Source organism: Pseudomonas sp. Q1, from assembly GCF_009935975.1.
In the GTDB taxonomy this organism is placed as follows: domain Bacteria; phylum Pseudomonadota; class Gammaproteobacteria; order Pseudomonadales; family Pseudomonadaceae; genus Aquipseudomonas; species Aquipseudomonas palleroniana.
This window is the reverse complement of sequence record NZ_QODI01000012.1, coordinates 220,054-235,352: the sequence shown is the minus strand read 5'-3', so window position 1 is coordinate 235,352 and position 15,299 is coordinate 220,054. Positions and strand designations below refer to the sequence as shown.

The 15,299-nt window shown below is 59.8% G+C and carries 17 protein-coding genes; 11 read left to right on the top strand and 6 right to left on the bottom strand.

From position 1 onward, the window contains the following. Window positions 1-38: 38 nt before the first annotated feature. Window positions 39-932 (top strand): LysR family transcriptional regulator, encoded by an 894-nt coding sequence (locus DK870_RS20265; protein ID WP_161549505.1) that lies wholly within the window; start codon window positions 39-41, stop codon window positions 930-932. Here the strand turns inward: DK870_RS20265 and DK870_RS20260 are convergent. Further along, window positions 925-1,179 carry a hypothetical protein gene (locus tag DK870_RS20260; protein ID WP_060757089.1) on the bottom strand — a complete coding sequence of 85 codons (255 nt, stop codon included), beginning with the start codon at window positions 1,177-1,179 and terminating at the stop codon, window positions 925-927. The genes DK870_RS20265 and DK870_RS20260 overlap by 8 nt on opposite strands. 163 nt (window positions 1,180-1,342) lie before the next feature. Here DK870_RS20260 and DK870_RS20255 point away from each other — a divergent pair, with 163 nt between their 5' ends. After that, entirely contained in the window at window positions 1,343-1,663 is a 321-nt protein-coding gene (locus tag DK870_RS20255; RefSeq protein WP_016979401.1) for a YqjD family protein, read from the top strand. A 36-nt stretch (window positions 1,664-1,699) separates the two neighbouring features. Here the strand turns inward: DK870_RS20255 and DK870_RS20250 are convergent, their stop codons facing one another. After that, on the bottom strand, window positions 1,700-2,728 hold the full coding sequence (locus DK870_RS20250) for an Ldh family oxidoreductase (protein WP_161549504.1): 1,029 nt from the start codon (window positions 2,726-2,728) through the stop codon (window positions 1,700-1,702). A gap of 655 nt (window positions 2,729-3,383) precedes the next feature. Here DK870_RS20250 and DK870_RS20245 point away from each other — a divergent pair. From DK870_RS20245 to DK870_RS20215, 7 genes are all read left to right on the top strand, one after another. Beyond that, on the top strand, window positions 3,384-4,385 hold the full coding sequence (locus tag DK870_RS20245; RefSeq protein ID WP_161549503.1) for a FecR family protein: 1,002 nt from the start codon (window positions 3,384-3,386) through the stop codon (window positions 4,383-4,385). 317 nt (window positions 4,386-4,702) lie between these two features. Further along, window positions 4,703-5,152, top strand: a complete 450-nt coding sequence (locus DK870_RS20240) for a hypothetical protein (protein WP_060757092.1) — start codon at window positions 4,703-4,705, stop codon at window positions 5,150-5,152. Continuing rightward, on the top strand, window positions 5,152-5,703 hold the full coding sequence (locus DK870_RS20235; RefSeq protein ID WP_104996119.1) for an adhesin: 552 nt from the start codon (window positions 5,152-5,154) through the stop codon (window positions 5,701-5,703). Before DK870_RS20240 ends, DK870_RS20235 begins: the two co-directional genes overlap by 1 nt. 67 nt (window positions 5,704-5,770) lie before the next feature. Beyond that, window positions 5,771-6,517: a hypothetical protein gene (locus DK870_RS20230; protein ID WP_161549502.1), complete on the top strand. Its 747-nt coding sequence runs from the start codon at window positions 5,771-5,773 to the stop codon at window positions 6,515-6,517. Between the two features lie 61 nt (window positions 6,518-6,578). Then, window positions 6,579-7,259 (top strand): C39 family peptidase, encoded by a 681-nt coding sequence (locus tag DK870_RS20225; protein WP_090371448.1) that lies wholly within the window; start codon window positions 6,579-6,581, stop codon window positions 7,257-7,259. Between the two features lie 37 nt (window positions 7,260-7,296). Beyond that, window positions 7,297-8,040, top strand: coding sequence for a hypothetical protein (locus DK870_RS20220; RefSeq protein WP_060757095.1), 744 nt, complete (start codon window positions 7,297-7,299; stop codon window positions 8,038-8,040). Between the two features lie 47 nt (window positions 8,041-8,087). Next, window positions 8,088-9,389 (top strand): hypothetical protein, encoded by a 1,302-nt coding sequence (locus DK870_RS20215; RefSeq protein ID WP_104993470.1) that lies wholly within the window; start codon window positions 8,088-8,090, stop codon window positions 9,387-9,389. 125 nt (window positions 9,390-9,514) lie between these two features. Here the strand turns inward: DK870_RS20215 and DK870_RS20210 are convergent, their stop codons facing one another. Beyond that, window positions 9,515-10,840, bottom strand: coding sequence for a sigma-54 dependent transcriptional regulator (locus DK870_RS20210; RefSeq protein WP_161549501.1), 1,326 nt, complete (start codon window positions 10,838-10,840; stop codon window positions 9,515-9,517). A 346-nt stretch (window positions 10,841-11,186) separates the two neighbouring features. Between DK870_RS20210 and DK870_RS20205 the strand changes: the two genes are divergently transcribed. Next, window positions 11,187-11,447 carry a hypothetical protein gene (locus DK870_RS20205; protein WP_025857279.1) on the top strand — a complete coding sequence of 87 codons (261 nt, stop codon included), beginning with the start codon at window positions 11,187-11,189 and terminating at the stop codon, window positions 11,445-11,447. Window positions 11,448-11,513: 66 nt separating this feature from the next. Here the strand turns inward: DK870_RS20205 and DK870_RS20200 are convergent, their stop codons facing one another. Genes DK870_RS20200 through gnd form a run of 3 tightly spaced genes read right to left on the bottom strand, consistent with a single transcriptional unit; the run spans window position 11,514 to window position 14,838 of the window. Then, the gene (locus DK870_RS20200) at window positions 11,514-12,338 is read right to left on the bottom strand and encodes an HAD family hydrolase (RefSeq protein WP_104993468.1); all 825 of its coding nucleotides are present in this window, start codon (window positions 12,336-12,338) and stop codon (window positions 11,514-11,516) included. Further along, the gene (gene zwf, locus DK870_RS20195) at window positions 12,335-13,858 is read right to left on the bottom strand and encodes a glucose-6-phosphate dehydrogenase (protein WP_161549500.1); all 1,524 of its coding nucleotides are present in this window, start codon (window positions 13,856-13,858) and stop codon (window positions 12,335-12,337) included. The genes DK870_RS20200 and zwf overlap by 4 nt, the downstream gene beginning before the upstream one ends. Beyond that, a complete protein-coding gene (gene gnd, locus DK870_RS20190) occupies window positions 13,855-14,838 on the bottom strand; it encodes a phosphogluconate dehydrogenase (NAD(+)-dependent, decarboxylating) (RefSeq protein ID WP_090371461.1) in 984 nt (327 codons plus the stop codon). The genes zwf and gnd overlap by 4 nt, the downstream gene beginning before the upstream one ends. A gap of 269 nt (window positions 14,839-15,107) precedes the next feature. On the opposite strand from gnd, the gene DK870_RS29390 reads away from it, so the two are divergent. Then, entirely contained in the window at window positions 15,108-15,284 is a 177-nt protein-coding gene (locus DK870_RS29390) for a DUF6026 family protein (protein ID WP_178126883.1), read from the top strand. The last annotated feature ends 15 nt before the right edge of the window (window positions 15,285-15,299 follow it).

Genomic DNA, 15,299 nt, shown 5'->3' with positions numbered 1-15,299 from the left:
CTCGATCATGAATAAAGCCCACCTCAGTGCTAAATGATATGAGCCAAATGAATATCATCCAGGTCGACCTGAACCTGCTGAAAACCTTCGAAGCCCTGCACGACGAGTCGAGTGCCAGCCGGGCGGCCCTGCGCCTGGGTGTCACGCAATCGGCCATCAGCGCAGGTTTGCGCCGCCTGCGCGAGGTCTATGGCGATCAATTGTTCGTGCGTACCGGGCGTGGCCTGGCGCCGACGTTGCGCGCCAATCAATTGAAACCGGTCATCAGCGAAGCGCTGGACCGCTGTCGCCAAAGCCTGGCAATGGTCGACCCGGGTAACCAGCAGTATCAGGGACGCTCGGTGGTGGTGGGCTTGTCCGATGATTTCGAGATTGCCTATGGCCGTCGGCTGATGGACGCAATCGCACAACGCGCACCGAAACTGCGGGTGATTTTCCGTCAGACCCACAGCCAGATTGTCGCAGCCGCCCTGCTTGATCGCACCCTCGACCTGGCGCTCACCGCCGGTGGTTTCGCCCAAGGCCGGCTCAGTCGCCAAGTCGTGGGAGAAGGTGATTACCGCTGCCTGGTGGACTCGGACCAGGCCAGCATCAGCCTGGACGAGTTCGTCACACGCGAACATGTGCTGGTGTCGTCGGGCGGGTTTATCGGGATTACCGATGAGGGGTTGGCGGCGCAGGGGCTGAGCCGCCAGGTGTGTGCATCCACCAGCCACTTTGCGGCGCTGCCGTACTTGCTCAAGGGCAGCCAGGCGGTCGCCACCATTCCGGGGCACGCCGCCGAGGCGATTGCGCGCATGACCGGCTTGCGCGTACTGCCCTGCCCGCTGGCGCTGCCGCGCTATCCGGTGGAGTTGGGCTGGCGCACCCAGGCCCAGCTCGACCCCCTGTTGCTGAAGGTACGCGAGGCGATCGTGGCGTGCTTTATTTAGCCGCCGCCATCAGCTTGTTGACTTCACTGCGCACCATGTTGGAAAACTCCGGCGGCGACATGCCGTCGAGTTCCGCGCGGACCCATTCGGCCCACTTGCCCTTGCGCTTGGCACGCTCGCCGAACAGCCGCGCGGCCTCCCCCTTGGCCTTGCCCAGGTTGGTCTGCCACAGCTCGTAAAGTCGGGACTTTTCATCTTCCAGCTCGGCGCGCTCGGCGAGGGTCTTGTTGGCGAGATTGAAGCTCATGTTGAATTACCTGCTGCACAAATAGGCGACATCTTACACTGTAGGTCGAAACTTCCTGATCCGGATTTAGCCTTCAACGGCCTCGGCGCAAAAAAACTGCAACTTTTGCCGAGGCCCGATACTCCATTGTTCACTGTCACATCCACTTGCAAGGAGTCACCCAATGGCCCGCAAAACCGCTGCCCAAGCCGTCGAAGACCAAATCAAGGATCAAGCCTTCAGCGAATTGACCGCGCTGATAGAAGAGTCGGACAAGCTGCTCAAAAGCAGCGCATCCCTGGTGGGTGAAGAAGGAGAAACCCTGCGCGAGCAGGTTGCCATCAAACTCAAGCAAGCGCTGGACTCGGTGTCCAACGTACGTGAACGCAGCAAGCCGGTGGTCGATGCCACCGAAACCTACATCGGTGGCCACCCATGGCAGACCGTGGCGATTTCCGCAGGCTTCGGCCTGGTCGTCGGCCTGTTGCTGGGCCGCCGCAACTGATCGAATCGGGCTGCGCCGGCGCTGGCGCAGCCTGTTTTATTCGCCGGCCAGCTCTCGCAGCCGCGCCAACTCCTCGGCATCCACCTCGATACCCTGCGCATCCGACCGCTCCCGTGTGCGATGACGCCGATCCCCCGGCAACCGCCGCAACCCCACCGCATGCATCTGGCGCACCAATTCCTGGCTACGCTCGGCAAAGCTTTGCCCGGCGGTCTTGCTCGGGTCGATCACAATCAATAACTGCCCCGTCCATGGCGTACGCGCCCCTGGATGGTCGGCCCAACTGAATTCGAAAGAAAAATTGCCGCCGGTCAAGGCCGCCGCCAGCAACTCCACCATCATCGACAAGGCCGAGCCCTTGTGCCCGCCAAAGGGCAGCAACGCGCCCCCTTCCAATATGGCCTTTGGATCCTGGGTCGGCTGGCCCAGGCTGTCCACGCCCATGCCTGGCGGCAGGCGCTCGCCCTTGCGTGCCGCGATCTGCACATCGCCATGGGCGATGGCGCTGGTCGCCAGGTCAAACACAATCGGCGCGCCATCGGCACGCGGGGCGGCGAAAGCAATCGGGTTGGTACCGAACAACGGGCGGTCGGCGCCATGGGGCACCACGCAGGTCATGCTGTTGACCACGCTCAACGCCACCAGGCCCTCTTCGGCGAACGGCTCGACGTCAGGCCACAACGCGGCAAAATGATGGGAGTTATGAATGGCCAACAGTGCAATTCCGGCACTGCGGGCTTTTTCCACCAGCAGCGGGCGCGCAGCCTCAAGCGCCGGCTGGGCGAAACCATTACCGGCATCCACCCGCACAAAGCCTGAGGCGACATCGGTGACCACCGGTTCGGCCTTGCCATTCACCCAGCCGCTGGCCAGGGTGCTGACATAACCGGGTATACGGAAAATCCCGTGGCTATGCGCGCCATCGCGCTCAGCGCCGGCACAGTTGCGGGCCAAGGTCGCGGCCACCTGCGGCGAGGTACCGTGCAGTACGAAGACCCGATGCAGCAACGCCACCAGCTCGGCAAAACCGATGCGGACCAACGCCCGCTCATGGACCTGTGACATCTGAAGCTCCGATTTTATGATTGGAAGGGGCAACAAGACTGGGTAGCCAGGCCGACGATTAAACACCGGGGGGCAAGCCCACTGTCAACCTGCGTTTTTCGGTGCATTCAGAAGCATAGGTATCTACACAAATGATGGCCCTGATCCCGTGTTTTTGATCTTGATCTTGATTTTGCTTTTGATCTAAAGCGCCCCGTCAAACCACGCTGGCCGAACACAGGCTTGAATCCGTGGGCAACCCGGCAGGACGCCGGGTTAGCCGCCCCGCGCCATGGATGGCGCGTGGCGGCGGCCCACGGATTCAAGCCTGTGTTCGGGCACACCGAGCCTGAGCGAGGTGCCGAGTGGTGGGGCAAGGACCTTTTGGTTACTTTTGGGTCCTTCCAAAAGTGACCCGCTGTAAGAGCGGAACCCTAAGCCGCCGTTACCGCAGCAATGGATATGTACTCGGTCACTCCAACAGGTCGGCTCATAGGCCGCAACGGGAGCAAGCTCCCTCGCCACAAGGTCTCAACTTGACCACCGGAGTTGTGGAGGTATCCAGGCTTCAGAAGACAACAAACGAGAACCACTCCCAATTGAAATGCAATCACCATGATGGCAGTTCTCGTCATCCTGCTACGGAGGTTAGAATGTGCGAAATCAGGATGAGTTGATGACCGAAAAGTCCCTTTCAGAAGCCGAATATGACGCCATCACCGATGCGGCCGCGCATTGGTGCATGCGCATGCACGCCAGCGATTGCACGCACGCTGAACGTCAGGCTTTTGCCCAATGGCACGACGCCCACCCCCTGCACGCTTTTGAATACGCCGCGATGCTGGAGATCTGGGACGTCGCCGACCACCTGCCACGCCATGAGCCCAGCGCTGGGGCAGTACCGCTGCCGTTCAAGCCACGCAGCCGTTGGCGCACTTATGCGGTCGCAGCGGCGATCAGCCTGGTGGCATTGCCCCTGGCGGCCTTCACCGGCTGGGAAGCGGGCTGGGTGCCCAGCGCTTATGAACGCTATGACGCCACGCACGGGTTGCGCCAGGTCACCCTGGGCGATGGCAGCCAGGTGGAACTCAACCTGGGCACAGAGTTGGTCTACAGCAACTATAAGGACCAGCGTCGGGTCACGCTGAAAAAAGGCGAAGCCTTCTTCAACGTCAGCCACGACCGTGCCCACCCGTTTATCGTGCAGGCCGGCGAAGGCCAGGTGCGGGTCACCGGCACCCAGTTCAACGTCTGGAAATATGAAGACCAGGTGCGGGTGATGCTGTTGGAGGGCTCGGTACAGGTCGCCAGCGACAACCTGCACGCCAGCGTACCGCTGAACCCCGGCATGCAGGCCAGCTACCAACCCGGCGACGCGACACCGCGCGTGCAGGCGACCGCCCCCGACGATACCGCGCTGGCCTGGCGCCAGGGCAAGCTGATCCTCGACAACCTGGCGCTTTCCGACGCATTGCCTTTGATCAACCGCTACCTGGACAAACCGGTGATGCTGGCGGACGCCAGTACCGGGGCGATTCGCATCGGTGGCATCTACAACATCAATGAGGTCAACAACCTCATCCCGTCCCTGCCTAAAGTGCTGCCGGTCTACCTGACCCAGAACCTGGAAGGCAACCCCGTCCTCAATTCCATCCCGCGTAAAGCCCCCAAAGGTTGAGCCTTCTACCTGCCAAGGCCGCTTCGTTCGTGCCCGCAGTGTCCATTTTTGAAACACCTTGCGCCTCTGGATCGCCCACTCTAGGCGAATTCATCGTTTTGTCATGCGCAGTGTTTCATTGCTGAGACACCTTCAGACAAGACTGGGCATATCCCATCAGAGGGCTGTTGTTTCATCAATGAAACACCCTGGCCATCACTTCGCCCCACAAGAAACTCAACCCTTTGAATAACAACGATAAATAAAAAGCGGCACAGCTTCTGCTCTATTCCTTACAGCGCTGTTTAGGGTCAGCGCGAAGAATAAGGAATGCCGCCGTGGCCACACTCACTCAAGTTTCGATGAACATGCTGCTGATCAGCTGTGCACTCAGTGTCGGCCTCAGCGTTCCGAGCTATGCGGGTGACGGCGTTATCGTGACAGGCCGCGATGTACAAGGTCACATGTACGGGCGTCCCCCTTTCGGGCCAGACCCCTACCCCACCACCGCCAACGCCAACCCAAGCCGGGAAGTCATAGGCGCCACGGGCGAGCTCAGTGATGCGGCGATCGGCGGCATCAGCAGCGGTTCGAGCATCGTGCAAGCGGTCCAATCCAGCAGCAACTTGACCCACTTGCAAGCCACTCAGAACGGCATGTCGACCCTGGGTGCCGGCTCTGCCGCCGGCCACGGTGCAGGCAGCAGCGTGGGTGGGCAGATCAGCGACTCGATCCAGCGCGGCATGGCGCCCCTGAACAACATCGGCAGCATGATGGGGGGCAAATGATGAACCGCTCCCTGGTGCTACTAGCCCTGCTGGGCAGTGCTGCGGCCATGGCCGACAACACCGCGACGATCAACAACAGCGGGCAGGACTACGGCGGCAATCTGTCGATCAACCAGGCTGCAGGCAGCCAGCAACAGATGGCCAACAACCGCGCCGTCACCCTGGGCGGCCAGGCCACCACCCTCAACATCCAGCGAATGGATGGCAGCGTCGATCCCTCCCTGAACGCCAAGGCGGCGATCCAGGGCACCTCTTTCAGCAACGGCAACGGTGTACTGGGCTTCAACCAGTCGGCCGGGGCCAATAACCAATCAGTCAATGCCGTGCGGATCAGCGTCAATCCTGCCCCGCTCAGCATCGACGACAGCGTCTTGTTGCAACAGAACACCACGACGCTGGCAACCGACTCAGGGCTCACCCCCACCACTGGCAGCCGCCAGGTCGTGACAAGCGACCAGGCCTTCACCGGCAGCCGAGGAGTGATTCAGGTGAACCAGAGTGCCGGGGTGGGGAACCGAGTGGCTAACACCCTGGGCATCACTATCAAGTAAGCGCTTGGTAGCACACGTTAGACCGTACCAACACTTAACCAACTAATTAGAAGCAAGGAGAAACACCATGAAACCTCAAATGGCTCTGAAACCACTGGTTTTCGCTCTCGCCGCACTCATGGCTGCTGCTGCTCAAGCAGGTGGTGGCTGGCACCCTGCCCCTCAACCCACCGGTACTGTTGCCTCCGTCGTGACCGATGTGCAAAAAAGTGCACACAACAAATTCGACGATACCAAAACCGAAAACAATGCTTCGGCTGATGGCTCGGTCACCAATAACAGCGGTAACGTTGGGGTAAACGCGCAGGCGGGTTCGGGCAACCAAGCTGACAACGCCGGTGCTATCTCCAGTGCCAAAGGCGACTTTGCAACGGTGTTTGCAGTGATCGACGTGGATCAAGCCAGCAAGCACAACACCTTCACCAACAAAGGCACGCAAAACAATGCGTCGCTGGACAGCTCGGTGAACAATAACTCCGGCAACGTGGGCTACAACGGTCAAGCCGGCCAGGGCAACCAGGGTAAAAACAACCTGGCGATCACCACCGCCGATGGTAAAAACATCGCGGCAGCCTCCAACACCGAGCAAAACTCGCTCAACAACACCTACCTCAACGCCGCGGCTACCAGCCATGGCTATGGCTGGGGCAGCAAGCCTCAATACGTGTCCAACAACTCCAGCCTCGACAACTCGGTTAACCACAACTCCGGTAACGTGGGTGTGAACCTGCAATCGGGCGGTGGTAACCAAGGCAGCAACAGCCTGTCGATCGGCCAGGGTTGCAGTGTCTGCGCCAGCGGCGTGCGCTTCTGATGCAATGGGGCCTTGGCAACAAGGCCCTTTTTTATTCCAGTGTCCAACAGGTCATACGATCATGCGCCTCGCGACCCTCACCCTCCTGATGCTGCTCACCGGCCCTACGTGGGCGGGCACCATGGCGGTTTCCGCCATGCCTGGCGGTGCAGTCATCTTCAAGAAGGTCGAGAGTATTCGTGAGCGGCGCTTCGCCAACCTGGTGGAACAGAAAACCGATTTCAGCTGCGGTGCCGCGGCACTCGCCACCATCCTGCGCCAAGCCTATTGGCTGGACGTCGACGAAGATCATGTCATCAAAGGCATGCTGGTGACCGCCGACCAGAACCTGGTGCGTACCCAGGGCTTTTCCATGCTGGACATGAAGCGCTATCTCGAAAGCATCGGCATGCGTGCCCGAGGCTACAAAATTGCGCCTGAGACGCTGGTAACGGTGAGAATCCCCGTAGTGGTATTGCTGGAAATTCGAGGCTACAAGCATTTTGTGGTGATGCAGCGCGCCGACAAGGACTGGGTGTATATCGGCGACCCGGTGCTGGGCCATAAACGCTACTCGAAGGACGACTTCGTCAAGGGCTGGAACGGCATCGTATTCGCCGTGCTGGGTGAGGGTTACGACAAGACCAATGTCTTGCTCGACCCGCCCACCCCGCTGACCGCCAGGAACATGATGAACAAGTTCAAGCCCCTGGCCGATACCGAGCTGATGGACTTCGGTTTTATCCAAAGCGACTTCTTCTAGAAGCGCAATAAGGAGCAGGACGCTCCAGGAGCTGAAGATGAACACTTCCCGCTGGCTGACCGTCTTGTGTCTGGCAGCCTCAATGCCTGCTTATGCGTCGTCGGGGTTCAAACCGATCGAACTCAAGGATTCGGAAATGGCCGATCTGCGTGGCCGTTACGTAATGCCGGGGCGAATCATCAGCTTCGGCATTGTGATGAGCAGCACCTGGACCAACGCCGTGGGCGACACCATTACCGGCAAGGCCAGCATGCAGATCGACAAAACCACGATCACCCCGCAGTTCTACGTACAGACTACCGGCGCCACCGGTAGCGGGACTAACCAGCACACCGGTACCGGCAACGTGGTAGGCGGCGCGGGCCTGGGCAGCGGCCAGGGCGTGACCCAGAGCGTGCGCACGGCCGGCGATGGCAACACCGCCTACAACGATGTGGGCATCAACATCAGCCAGAACGGCTTCGCCCCTGCCAATGCCGTGCAATCGGGGCAAGTGCTGGTCGCCGGCGGTACCGTCACCGGCGATAGCGCGGCAGGCCGCGTGAGCGTGTCAGCCAACAACGGCGGCCTGCAGATGGCGATCCAGGCCAATCATAACCAAGGCAACAGCCTGCAGCAGATCGGCGGCGGGAACGTGTTGCAAGGTACGGTATTGACCGGCAACTCCAACTTCGTCAACAACATGACCCAGCTCAATGTCGTGATGAACAATGGTCTGAACAATCGCGCGTTGAACTGCAACTTGGATCAACTCAAAGGCCTACGCAATCTCGGTTATTGAACTACGCTGACCCTCGACACTTAAGCATTAAAAGGACGGCTTATTTCATGCAACGATCGTTATCGCTACGTGCGGTGGTCTGTTTGAGTACACTCCTGCCCGCATCCATGTTGTATGCAGCGTCAGATACCGATGTCGAAACCCTCAAACAGGAGCTCCTCGAGCTCAAACAGCGTTACGAAGTGCAGCAAAAAGCCCTCGCGGTGCTGGAACAGCGTGTACGCCAGGTCGAAGACCAACCGGCAACACCCGCGCCGCGACGCCTGGCCAAGTCGCCCGCCGACTTCAAGAAAGGCGGCACGGCTGTCGCCGGCACAGGTGCCGCAGCGGCGTCCGGGGGCGCGGCAGGTGGCGGCAGTTCCTACGGGCAGTCTCTCAAGGATGATTCGGCCCCCGCGCAAAGTGTGAGCAACCTTTATAACGAAGCCAGCGGCTTTTTCGGCAATGGCAAGTTCAGCGTTGAAACCGGCATTACCTATGCCCGCTACGATGCGCGCCAACTGACCCTCAACGGCTTCCTGGCGCTGGATTCGATCTTCCTGGGCAATCTCAACCTGGACCGGATCAAGTCCGATAGCTGGACCCTTGACCTGACCGCGCGCTACAACGTCGATAACCGCTGGCAGTTCGACGTGAACGCGCCGGTGGTGTACCGCGAGTCGACCTACCAGTCGAGCGGCGCCGGCAACGATGCCACCGCGACATCGGAGGCTTCAGTCACCCGCAATCCAACCCTGGGTGACGTGAACTTCGGCGTGGCGTACAAATTCCTCGACGAAACTCCCAGCCTGCCGGATGCAGTGGTTTCTCTGCGGGTCAAGGCACCGACCGGTAAAGATCCGTTTGGCATCAAGCTGGTCAAGCAACCGGACAACGACAACCTTTTCCTGCCTGAAAGCCTGCCAACGGGTAACGGTGTCTGGTCGATCACCCCCGGCATTTCCCTGGTCAAGACCTTTGACCCGGCGGTGTTGTTTGGCTCGCTGTCCTACACCCACAATTTCGAGGAGTCGTTTGACGATATCAGCAGCGACGTCAACCAGAAAGTGGGCGGCAAGGTGCGCCTGGGCGACAGCTTCCAGATCGGCGCCGGCGTCGCCTTCGCACTCAACGAGAAGATGAGCATGTCGTTCTCGGTGTCCGACCTCGTGCAGCGCCAGAGCAAGCTCAAGCCGGACGGCCGCGACTGGCAGTCGGTGGTTTCCAGCGATGCCAATGCCGGCTACTTCAACGTGGGCATGACCATCGCGGCCTCCGACAACCTGACCATCGTGCCGAACCTGGCCATCGGCATCACGCCGGATGCGCCTTCGTTCAGTTTCAGCCTGAAGTTCCCGTACTACTTCTGACGCAAAGGGCTGCTTTGCAGCCTGGAGCGGCGGTGCGAAAAGCCCGCACATTCATCAGGAAAGGCCCGACAGGAAAAAGCCCCGCAACGATAAGGGTCGTTGCGGGGCTTTTTGGTTTACCCGCCCTAGCGGATCTGGTGTTTGTGCAGCAACCGGTAGAACGTTGGCCGGGATACGCCCAGGACACGGGCTGCGACACTCAGGTTGTCGCTGTACCGGTTGAGCACATCGCACAGCGCCTGGCGTTCGGCGCGGTGCTTGTAATCTTCCAGTGTAGCCATCACTGGCGCGATTGCCTGCCGGCTTTGCAAACCCAGATCGGCGGCTTCGATTTGTCGCCCCTCCGCCAGCACCAAGCCGCGCCGTACACGGTTGGCCAACTCGCGCACATTGCCCGGCCACAGGTGCTCGCCCATGGCAACCAACGCATCCTCACTGAAACTGCGCGGACGACGACCGGTCTCCTGGCTGTAGAAATGCGAAAAATGGTTGGCCAGCATCCCTACATCACCGTGACGCTCGCGTAACGGCGCAGTGACCACCTGCAACACATTGAGCCGGTAATACAGATCTTCACGAAACGTGCCCTTTGCCACGGCGGCTTCGAGGTCGACGTGAGTCGCGGCCAGTACCCGGACATCCACCGGGATGGGCCTGCTGCCCCCCACCCGTTCGATCTGTTTCTCTTGCAGGAAGCGCAACAGGTTGGCCTGTAACTCCATGGGCAAGTCACCGATCTCATCCAGGAATAGCGTACCCCCGTGGGCCGCTTCGATCCGCCCGACCTTGCGCTGATGGGCACCGGTAAACGCACCTTTCTCGTGGCCAAACAGCTCGGACTGGATCAAATGTTCGGGAATCGCGCCGCAATTGATGGCGATAAAGGGCTTGCCATGGCGCTGTGACTGGCGATGCAGGGTCTTGGCCGCCAGCTCCTTGCCGGTACCACTGTCACCACGAATCAATACCGGTGACTCGGTGGGCGCCAGTTTTGCCAGCAGCTTGCGCAGCTCGCGGATCGGCCGGCTGTCGCCGAGCAGTTCATGCTCGGGTTCGTCGACCCGCGCGTGACATTTGCCGCGCAGGCGCGCCATGCCAAAGGCACGGCCCAGGGTGACCTGCACCCTGGAGACGTCGAACGGCAAGGTATGAAAGTCGAAAAACCATTCACAGACAAAATCGCCGACGTTTTGCAGGCGCAGCACATCCTGGCTGAGTACGGCGATCCATTCGGTACCGCTGCGGCTGATCAACTCCTTGACCGCCTCCGGGCGTTCCAGGTGCGAGGGGTGCAAACGCAACAGGCCGACATCGCAGGATCGCTCGCCCACGGCTTCCAGGTCACAACTGTCCACCTCCCATCCGGCACTGCGCAAACCGGGTAATAGCCCGTGGCAATCGTCACAGGGGTCAACCACGAGCAGGCGGCGCTGGACAGGTGTAAAAACCATGACTACTCCCTGACGTCAAAATGACTAAAGTTATTTAGAAACAATAGTTTGTGGCAGCTGTTGATAACCCTAGCAAGATCTTGACGCAGGCTTTGTACCGATTCGCTATAAGGAGGCGGCAAAAAGCCACTTCCTCAGCGCATGTACAAAAAAGTTGCGGCGCGCGCAAACTTTCATTCAGCTTTCAAAACAGCTGCTTACATGACACTAATCAGGAAAAGTTGAAATTTCTCGTTTTAACATGTGACCCGTACCCCGCCTTCGTGCATCAGTACAAGTAACCCGCCGCACGGTCAGCCCAACCGACGGCATTTCACTTGAATGGGCATTGAGAGAGACGACCCACATGAACGCCCCGCTCCGCATCAACGAAGCTCTTTTGATCGCAGACCGTGCTTTCCAGCCCTTTCAGTGCGTAGCCTGGCACGATGGCAATGGCGCCCTCAGCCTGAGCGTCATCGACCGCACTAATACCCGTATTGGCAGCAAACAACTTTCTTCGAGCGCCTATACCGACCCGGCGCAATTGGAAGACTTGTTGTTGCAAGCCCGCGCCGAACTCGACAAAGATGGCTACCAGTTGCAGTCCTGGGCGATGCCCAAGTAAGCCGCTGCGCTAACTTGCGCTCACTGTAGAACAGTGAGCGCAAGTTCGGCATTGGAACTTAAGGGTTTATCGCGCCGCGAGAATAAAGCGCTCAAACGCTTGCGCCGCGCCATCCTCGAGATTGCTGCCGGTGACCACACTGGCTTGGCGCTTGACGGTTTCTTCCGCCTGGCCCATGGCAATCGAAAAACCCGCCACGTGAAACATCGCCGGGTCATTGCCGCCATCACCGATGGCGGCTGTCTGCTCCAGCGGTATGCCAAGATGCGCCGCCAACGTCTTCAGGGCTTCGCCTTTATTGGCCAGCATGGCCGTCACATCCAGATAAACCGGTTGCGAACGCGAGACCTGCGCCAAACCCTGCACTTTGGGCTGCAAGCGTGCTTCCAGCTCCACCAGCAACTGGGTGTTTTGACTGGCCGCGACAATCTTGTCGACCCGATCCAGGTACGGCTCGAAGCTCTCGACCACTTTCGGGCCGTAGCCAAGACCATCGGCTTCACGCTGTACCATCGGACCTGGCGGGTCGCGACGCAACCAGTCGCCATCGGCAAATACCCAGACCTCTACGTCCGGCTCGCCGGAGAACAGCGCCAACGTCACCAACGCCGCCTCCGCCGGCAAGTGGTGGGCAACCAGGATGCTGCCGTCCGGGTTGATCAGCGTGCCGCCATTGAAACCCGCAACCGGCACATCGATGCCGAAGGCCTCGATCATATGCAACATGGCCTTGGGCGGGCGCCCACTGGCCAGGCTGAAGAGCACGCCGGCATCGCGCAGCGCGCGTACCGTATCCAGGGTGCGTTGGCTGGGCTGATGATCGGGACGCAAGAGCGTCCCGTCCATATCACTCAAGACGAATCGGATGGGATGAATCGCTACGTCATTCATCCCAGCGAGTGCCAACTGCGGCCATCACGGGCCAGCAAGGCGTCGGCGGCTGCCGGGCCGTCTTCACCGGCCTTGTAGGCCTGGATGCCGTCATCTTCTTTCCAGGCATCGAGGAACGGCTGCACGGCGCGCCAGCCGTTCTCGATGTTGTCGGCGCGCTGGAACAAGGTCTGATCGCCGGTCATGCAGTCGTAGATCAGGGTTTCATACCCCGTCGAAGGCCGCATTTCGAAGAAGTCCTTGTAGTCGAAGCCCAATTCGATATTGGCCATTTCCAGGGTCGGCCCAGGCTGTTTGGCCAACAGGTCGAACCACATGCCTTCGTTGGGCTGGATCTGGATTTTCAGGTAAGTCGGCTTGAGTTCATCCACCTCGGTGTCGCGGAACTGGGCATAGGGCGCATGCTTGAAGCAGATCACGATCTCGGTGTCGCGAATGCTCATGCGTTTGCCGGTACGCAGGTAGAACGGCACGCCGACCCAACGCCAGTTGTCGATCATCACCTTGAGGGCAACGAAGGTCTCAGTGCTGCTGTCGGGCGCGACATTCGCCTCTTCGCGGTAACCGGGCAGCGACTTGCCGCCGATCTCACCGGCGGTGTACTGGCCACGTACCGAGTTGGCCCGGGCTTCCTCCAGGGACCACGGTCGGATAGCACCGACGACCTTGGCCTTCTCGCCGCGCACCGCATCGGCACCGAACGCTGCCGGAGGTTCCATCGCCACCATCGCGAGCAACTGGAACAGGTGGTTGGGCACCATGTCGCGCAGGGTGCCGGTTTTCTCGAAGAAATTACCCCGGGTTTCCACGCCGACGGTTTCGGCGGCGGTGATCTGTACGTGGTCGATGTAATGGTTGTTCCAGAAGGCCTCGAACAGCACGTTGGAGAAACGGCTGATCAGGATGTTCTGCACCGTTTCCTTGCCCAGGTAATGGTCGATGCGATAAATCTGCTTCTCGCTCATCACCTTGAGCAGGCACGCGTTGAGCGCCTCGGCAGTGGCCAGGTCGGAACCGAAAGGTTTTTCGATGACCACACGGCGAAAGGCCTCGTCCGTTTCGTTGAGCAGCCCGGCGCTGCCCAGGCGCTGCACCACGTCACTGAAGAAGCGCGGTGCGGTGGCCAGGTAAAACACCGCGTTACCGGTGCCGCTTTCGGCGATCTTCTTGCCGATATCGGCGTAGGTCGTGTCGTCGAGGAAGTCGCCCTCGACGTAGCTGATACCTTTGGCCAACTGCGCCCACAGCTCAGGGTCCAATGCGTTTCCAGCACTGCCCCTGACCTTGCTTGCCGCCTCGGTGCGAATGAAATCTTCAAGCTTCTTGGCGAAGTCGGCGTCACTGATAGCATTGTGATCAACGCCAACAATACGCAGGCCATCGCCCAGCAACCCATCCCGATTGAGGTTATACAGCGCCGGCATGAGCAGGCGCTTGACCAGATCACCATGGGCACCAAACAGAAACAGCGTGGTGGGTGGAGCGGGTTCGGCCTTGGGTTTCTTGCCGTTGGCGGTCATTTTTTGGAAGTCTCCACGTGACCACCAAAGCCGAAGCGCATGGCAGACAGCATTTTGTCACCGTAGGTGCTCTGCTGGCGCGAACGGAAACGTGCAAACAACGAAGTGGACAGCACCGGCACCGGCACCGCTTGCTCCATGGCGGCCTCGATGGTCCAACGACCTTCGCCACTGTCGGCGACGGAACCGGAGTAACCGTCGAGTTTCGGGTCGGTGGCCAGGGCGTCGGCGGTCAGGTCCAGCAACCACGAAGAGACCACGCTGCCACGGCGCCACACTTCGGCAATGTCGGCGACGTTGAGGTCAAAGCGTTGGTCTTCCGGCAGGTTTTCCGAGTTCTTGGTCTTGAGAATGTCAAAACCTTCGGCGAACGCCTGCATCATGCCGTACTCGATGCCGTTGTGAATCATCTTGACGAAGTGGCCGGAGCCCGCAGGGCCGGCGTGGATGTAGCCCTGTTCCGCACGTGGGTCGGCATCGGCGGCGCGGTCCTTGGTGCGAGGGATGCTGCCCAGACCCGGCGCCAGGCTCTTGAAGATCGGGTCCAGGCGCTGCACGGTCTGCGCGTCGCCACCGATCATCATGCAATAACCGCGCTCCAGGCCCCAGACGCCGCCGGAAGTGCCCACGTCTACGTAGTGCAGGCCCTTTTCGGCCAAGGCCTTGGCGCGACGCACATCGTCTTTATAGTTGGTGTTGCCGCCATCGATGATGGCATCACCGTCTTCAAGCAGTGTGCTCAGTTCGTTGATGGTGTCTTCGGTGGGCGCGCCTGCCGGCAACATGACCCAGACGGTACGCGGCTTCTGCAGCCCGGCAACCAGGGCCTTGAGGTCGGCAACGCCGGTGGCGCCCTCCTCGCTCAAGCCTTTGACGAATGCTTCGTTACGGTCGTATACAACGGTGGTATGCCCATTGAGCATCAGGCGCCGCGCAATGTTACCGCCCATGCGGCCTAGTCCGATAATCCCCAGTTGCATGTGCTGATGCTCCTAACTACTAAAAAATGTGTGACATAGTTTATAGCGCAATGAGGCTAATGAGGATTAGTCCAGAGCAGATCCGTGTAGTTTCATGACAAAAAAGTCGCCATCGTTTCAACATCACCCCACCAAAAGTCACACGACCGCCAAAAATAAAAAAGTTCCCTTGATCCAAAAAAGAATTCAGACTTGCTCTCGACTGATGCCGAGAACCTCGAACCGAGCACTCCGGCACCGCGATCTACCGGCTATTTGCGAGGTAAGCAATGAGCGCAGTACAAATGACCAAACCGCCGCAAACCCTTTACGTCACCGTTCGTCGCGATGAACTGCGCCAGCTCAAAGACGAACGCGATCAGTTGCAGCAAGAGGTTCTGCGCCTACGCTCGCAACTGCAAGCCCAGCTGGAACAGCCGTCGGGCGCCAAGCCTGCACTCTGCTGAACGCTGCACGCCAGA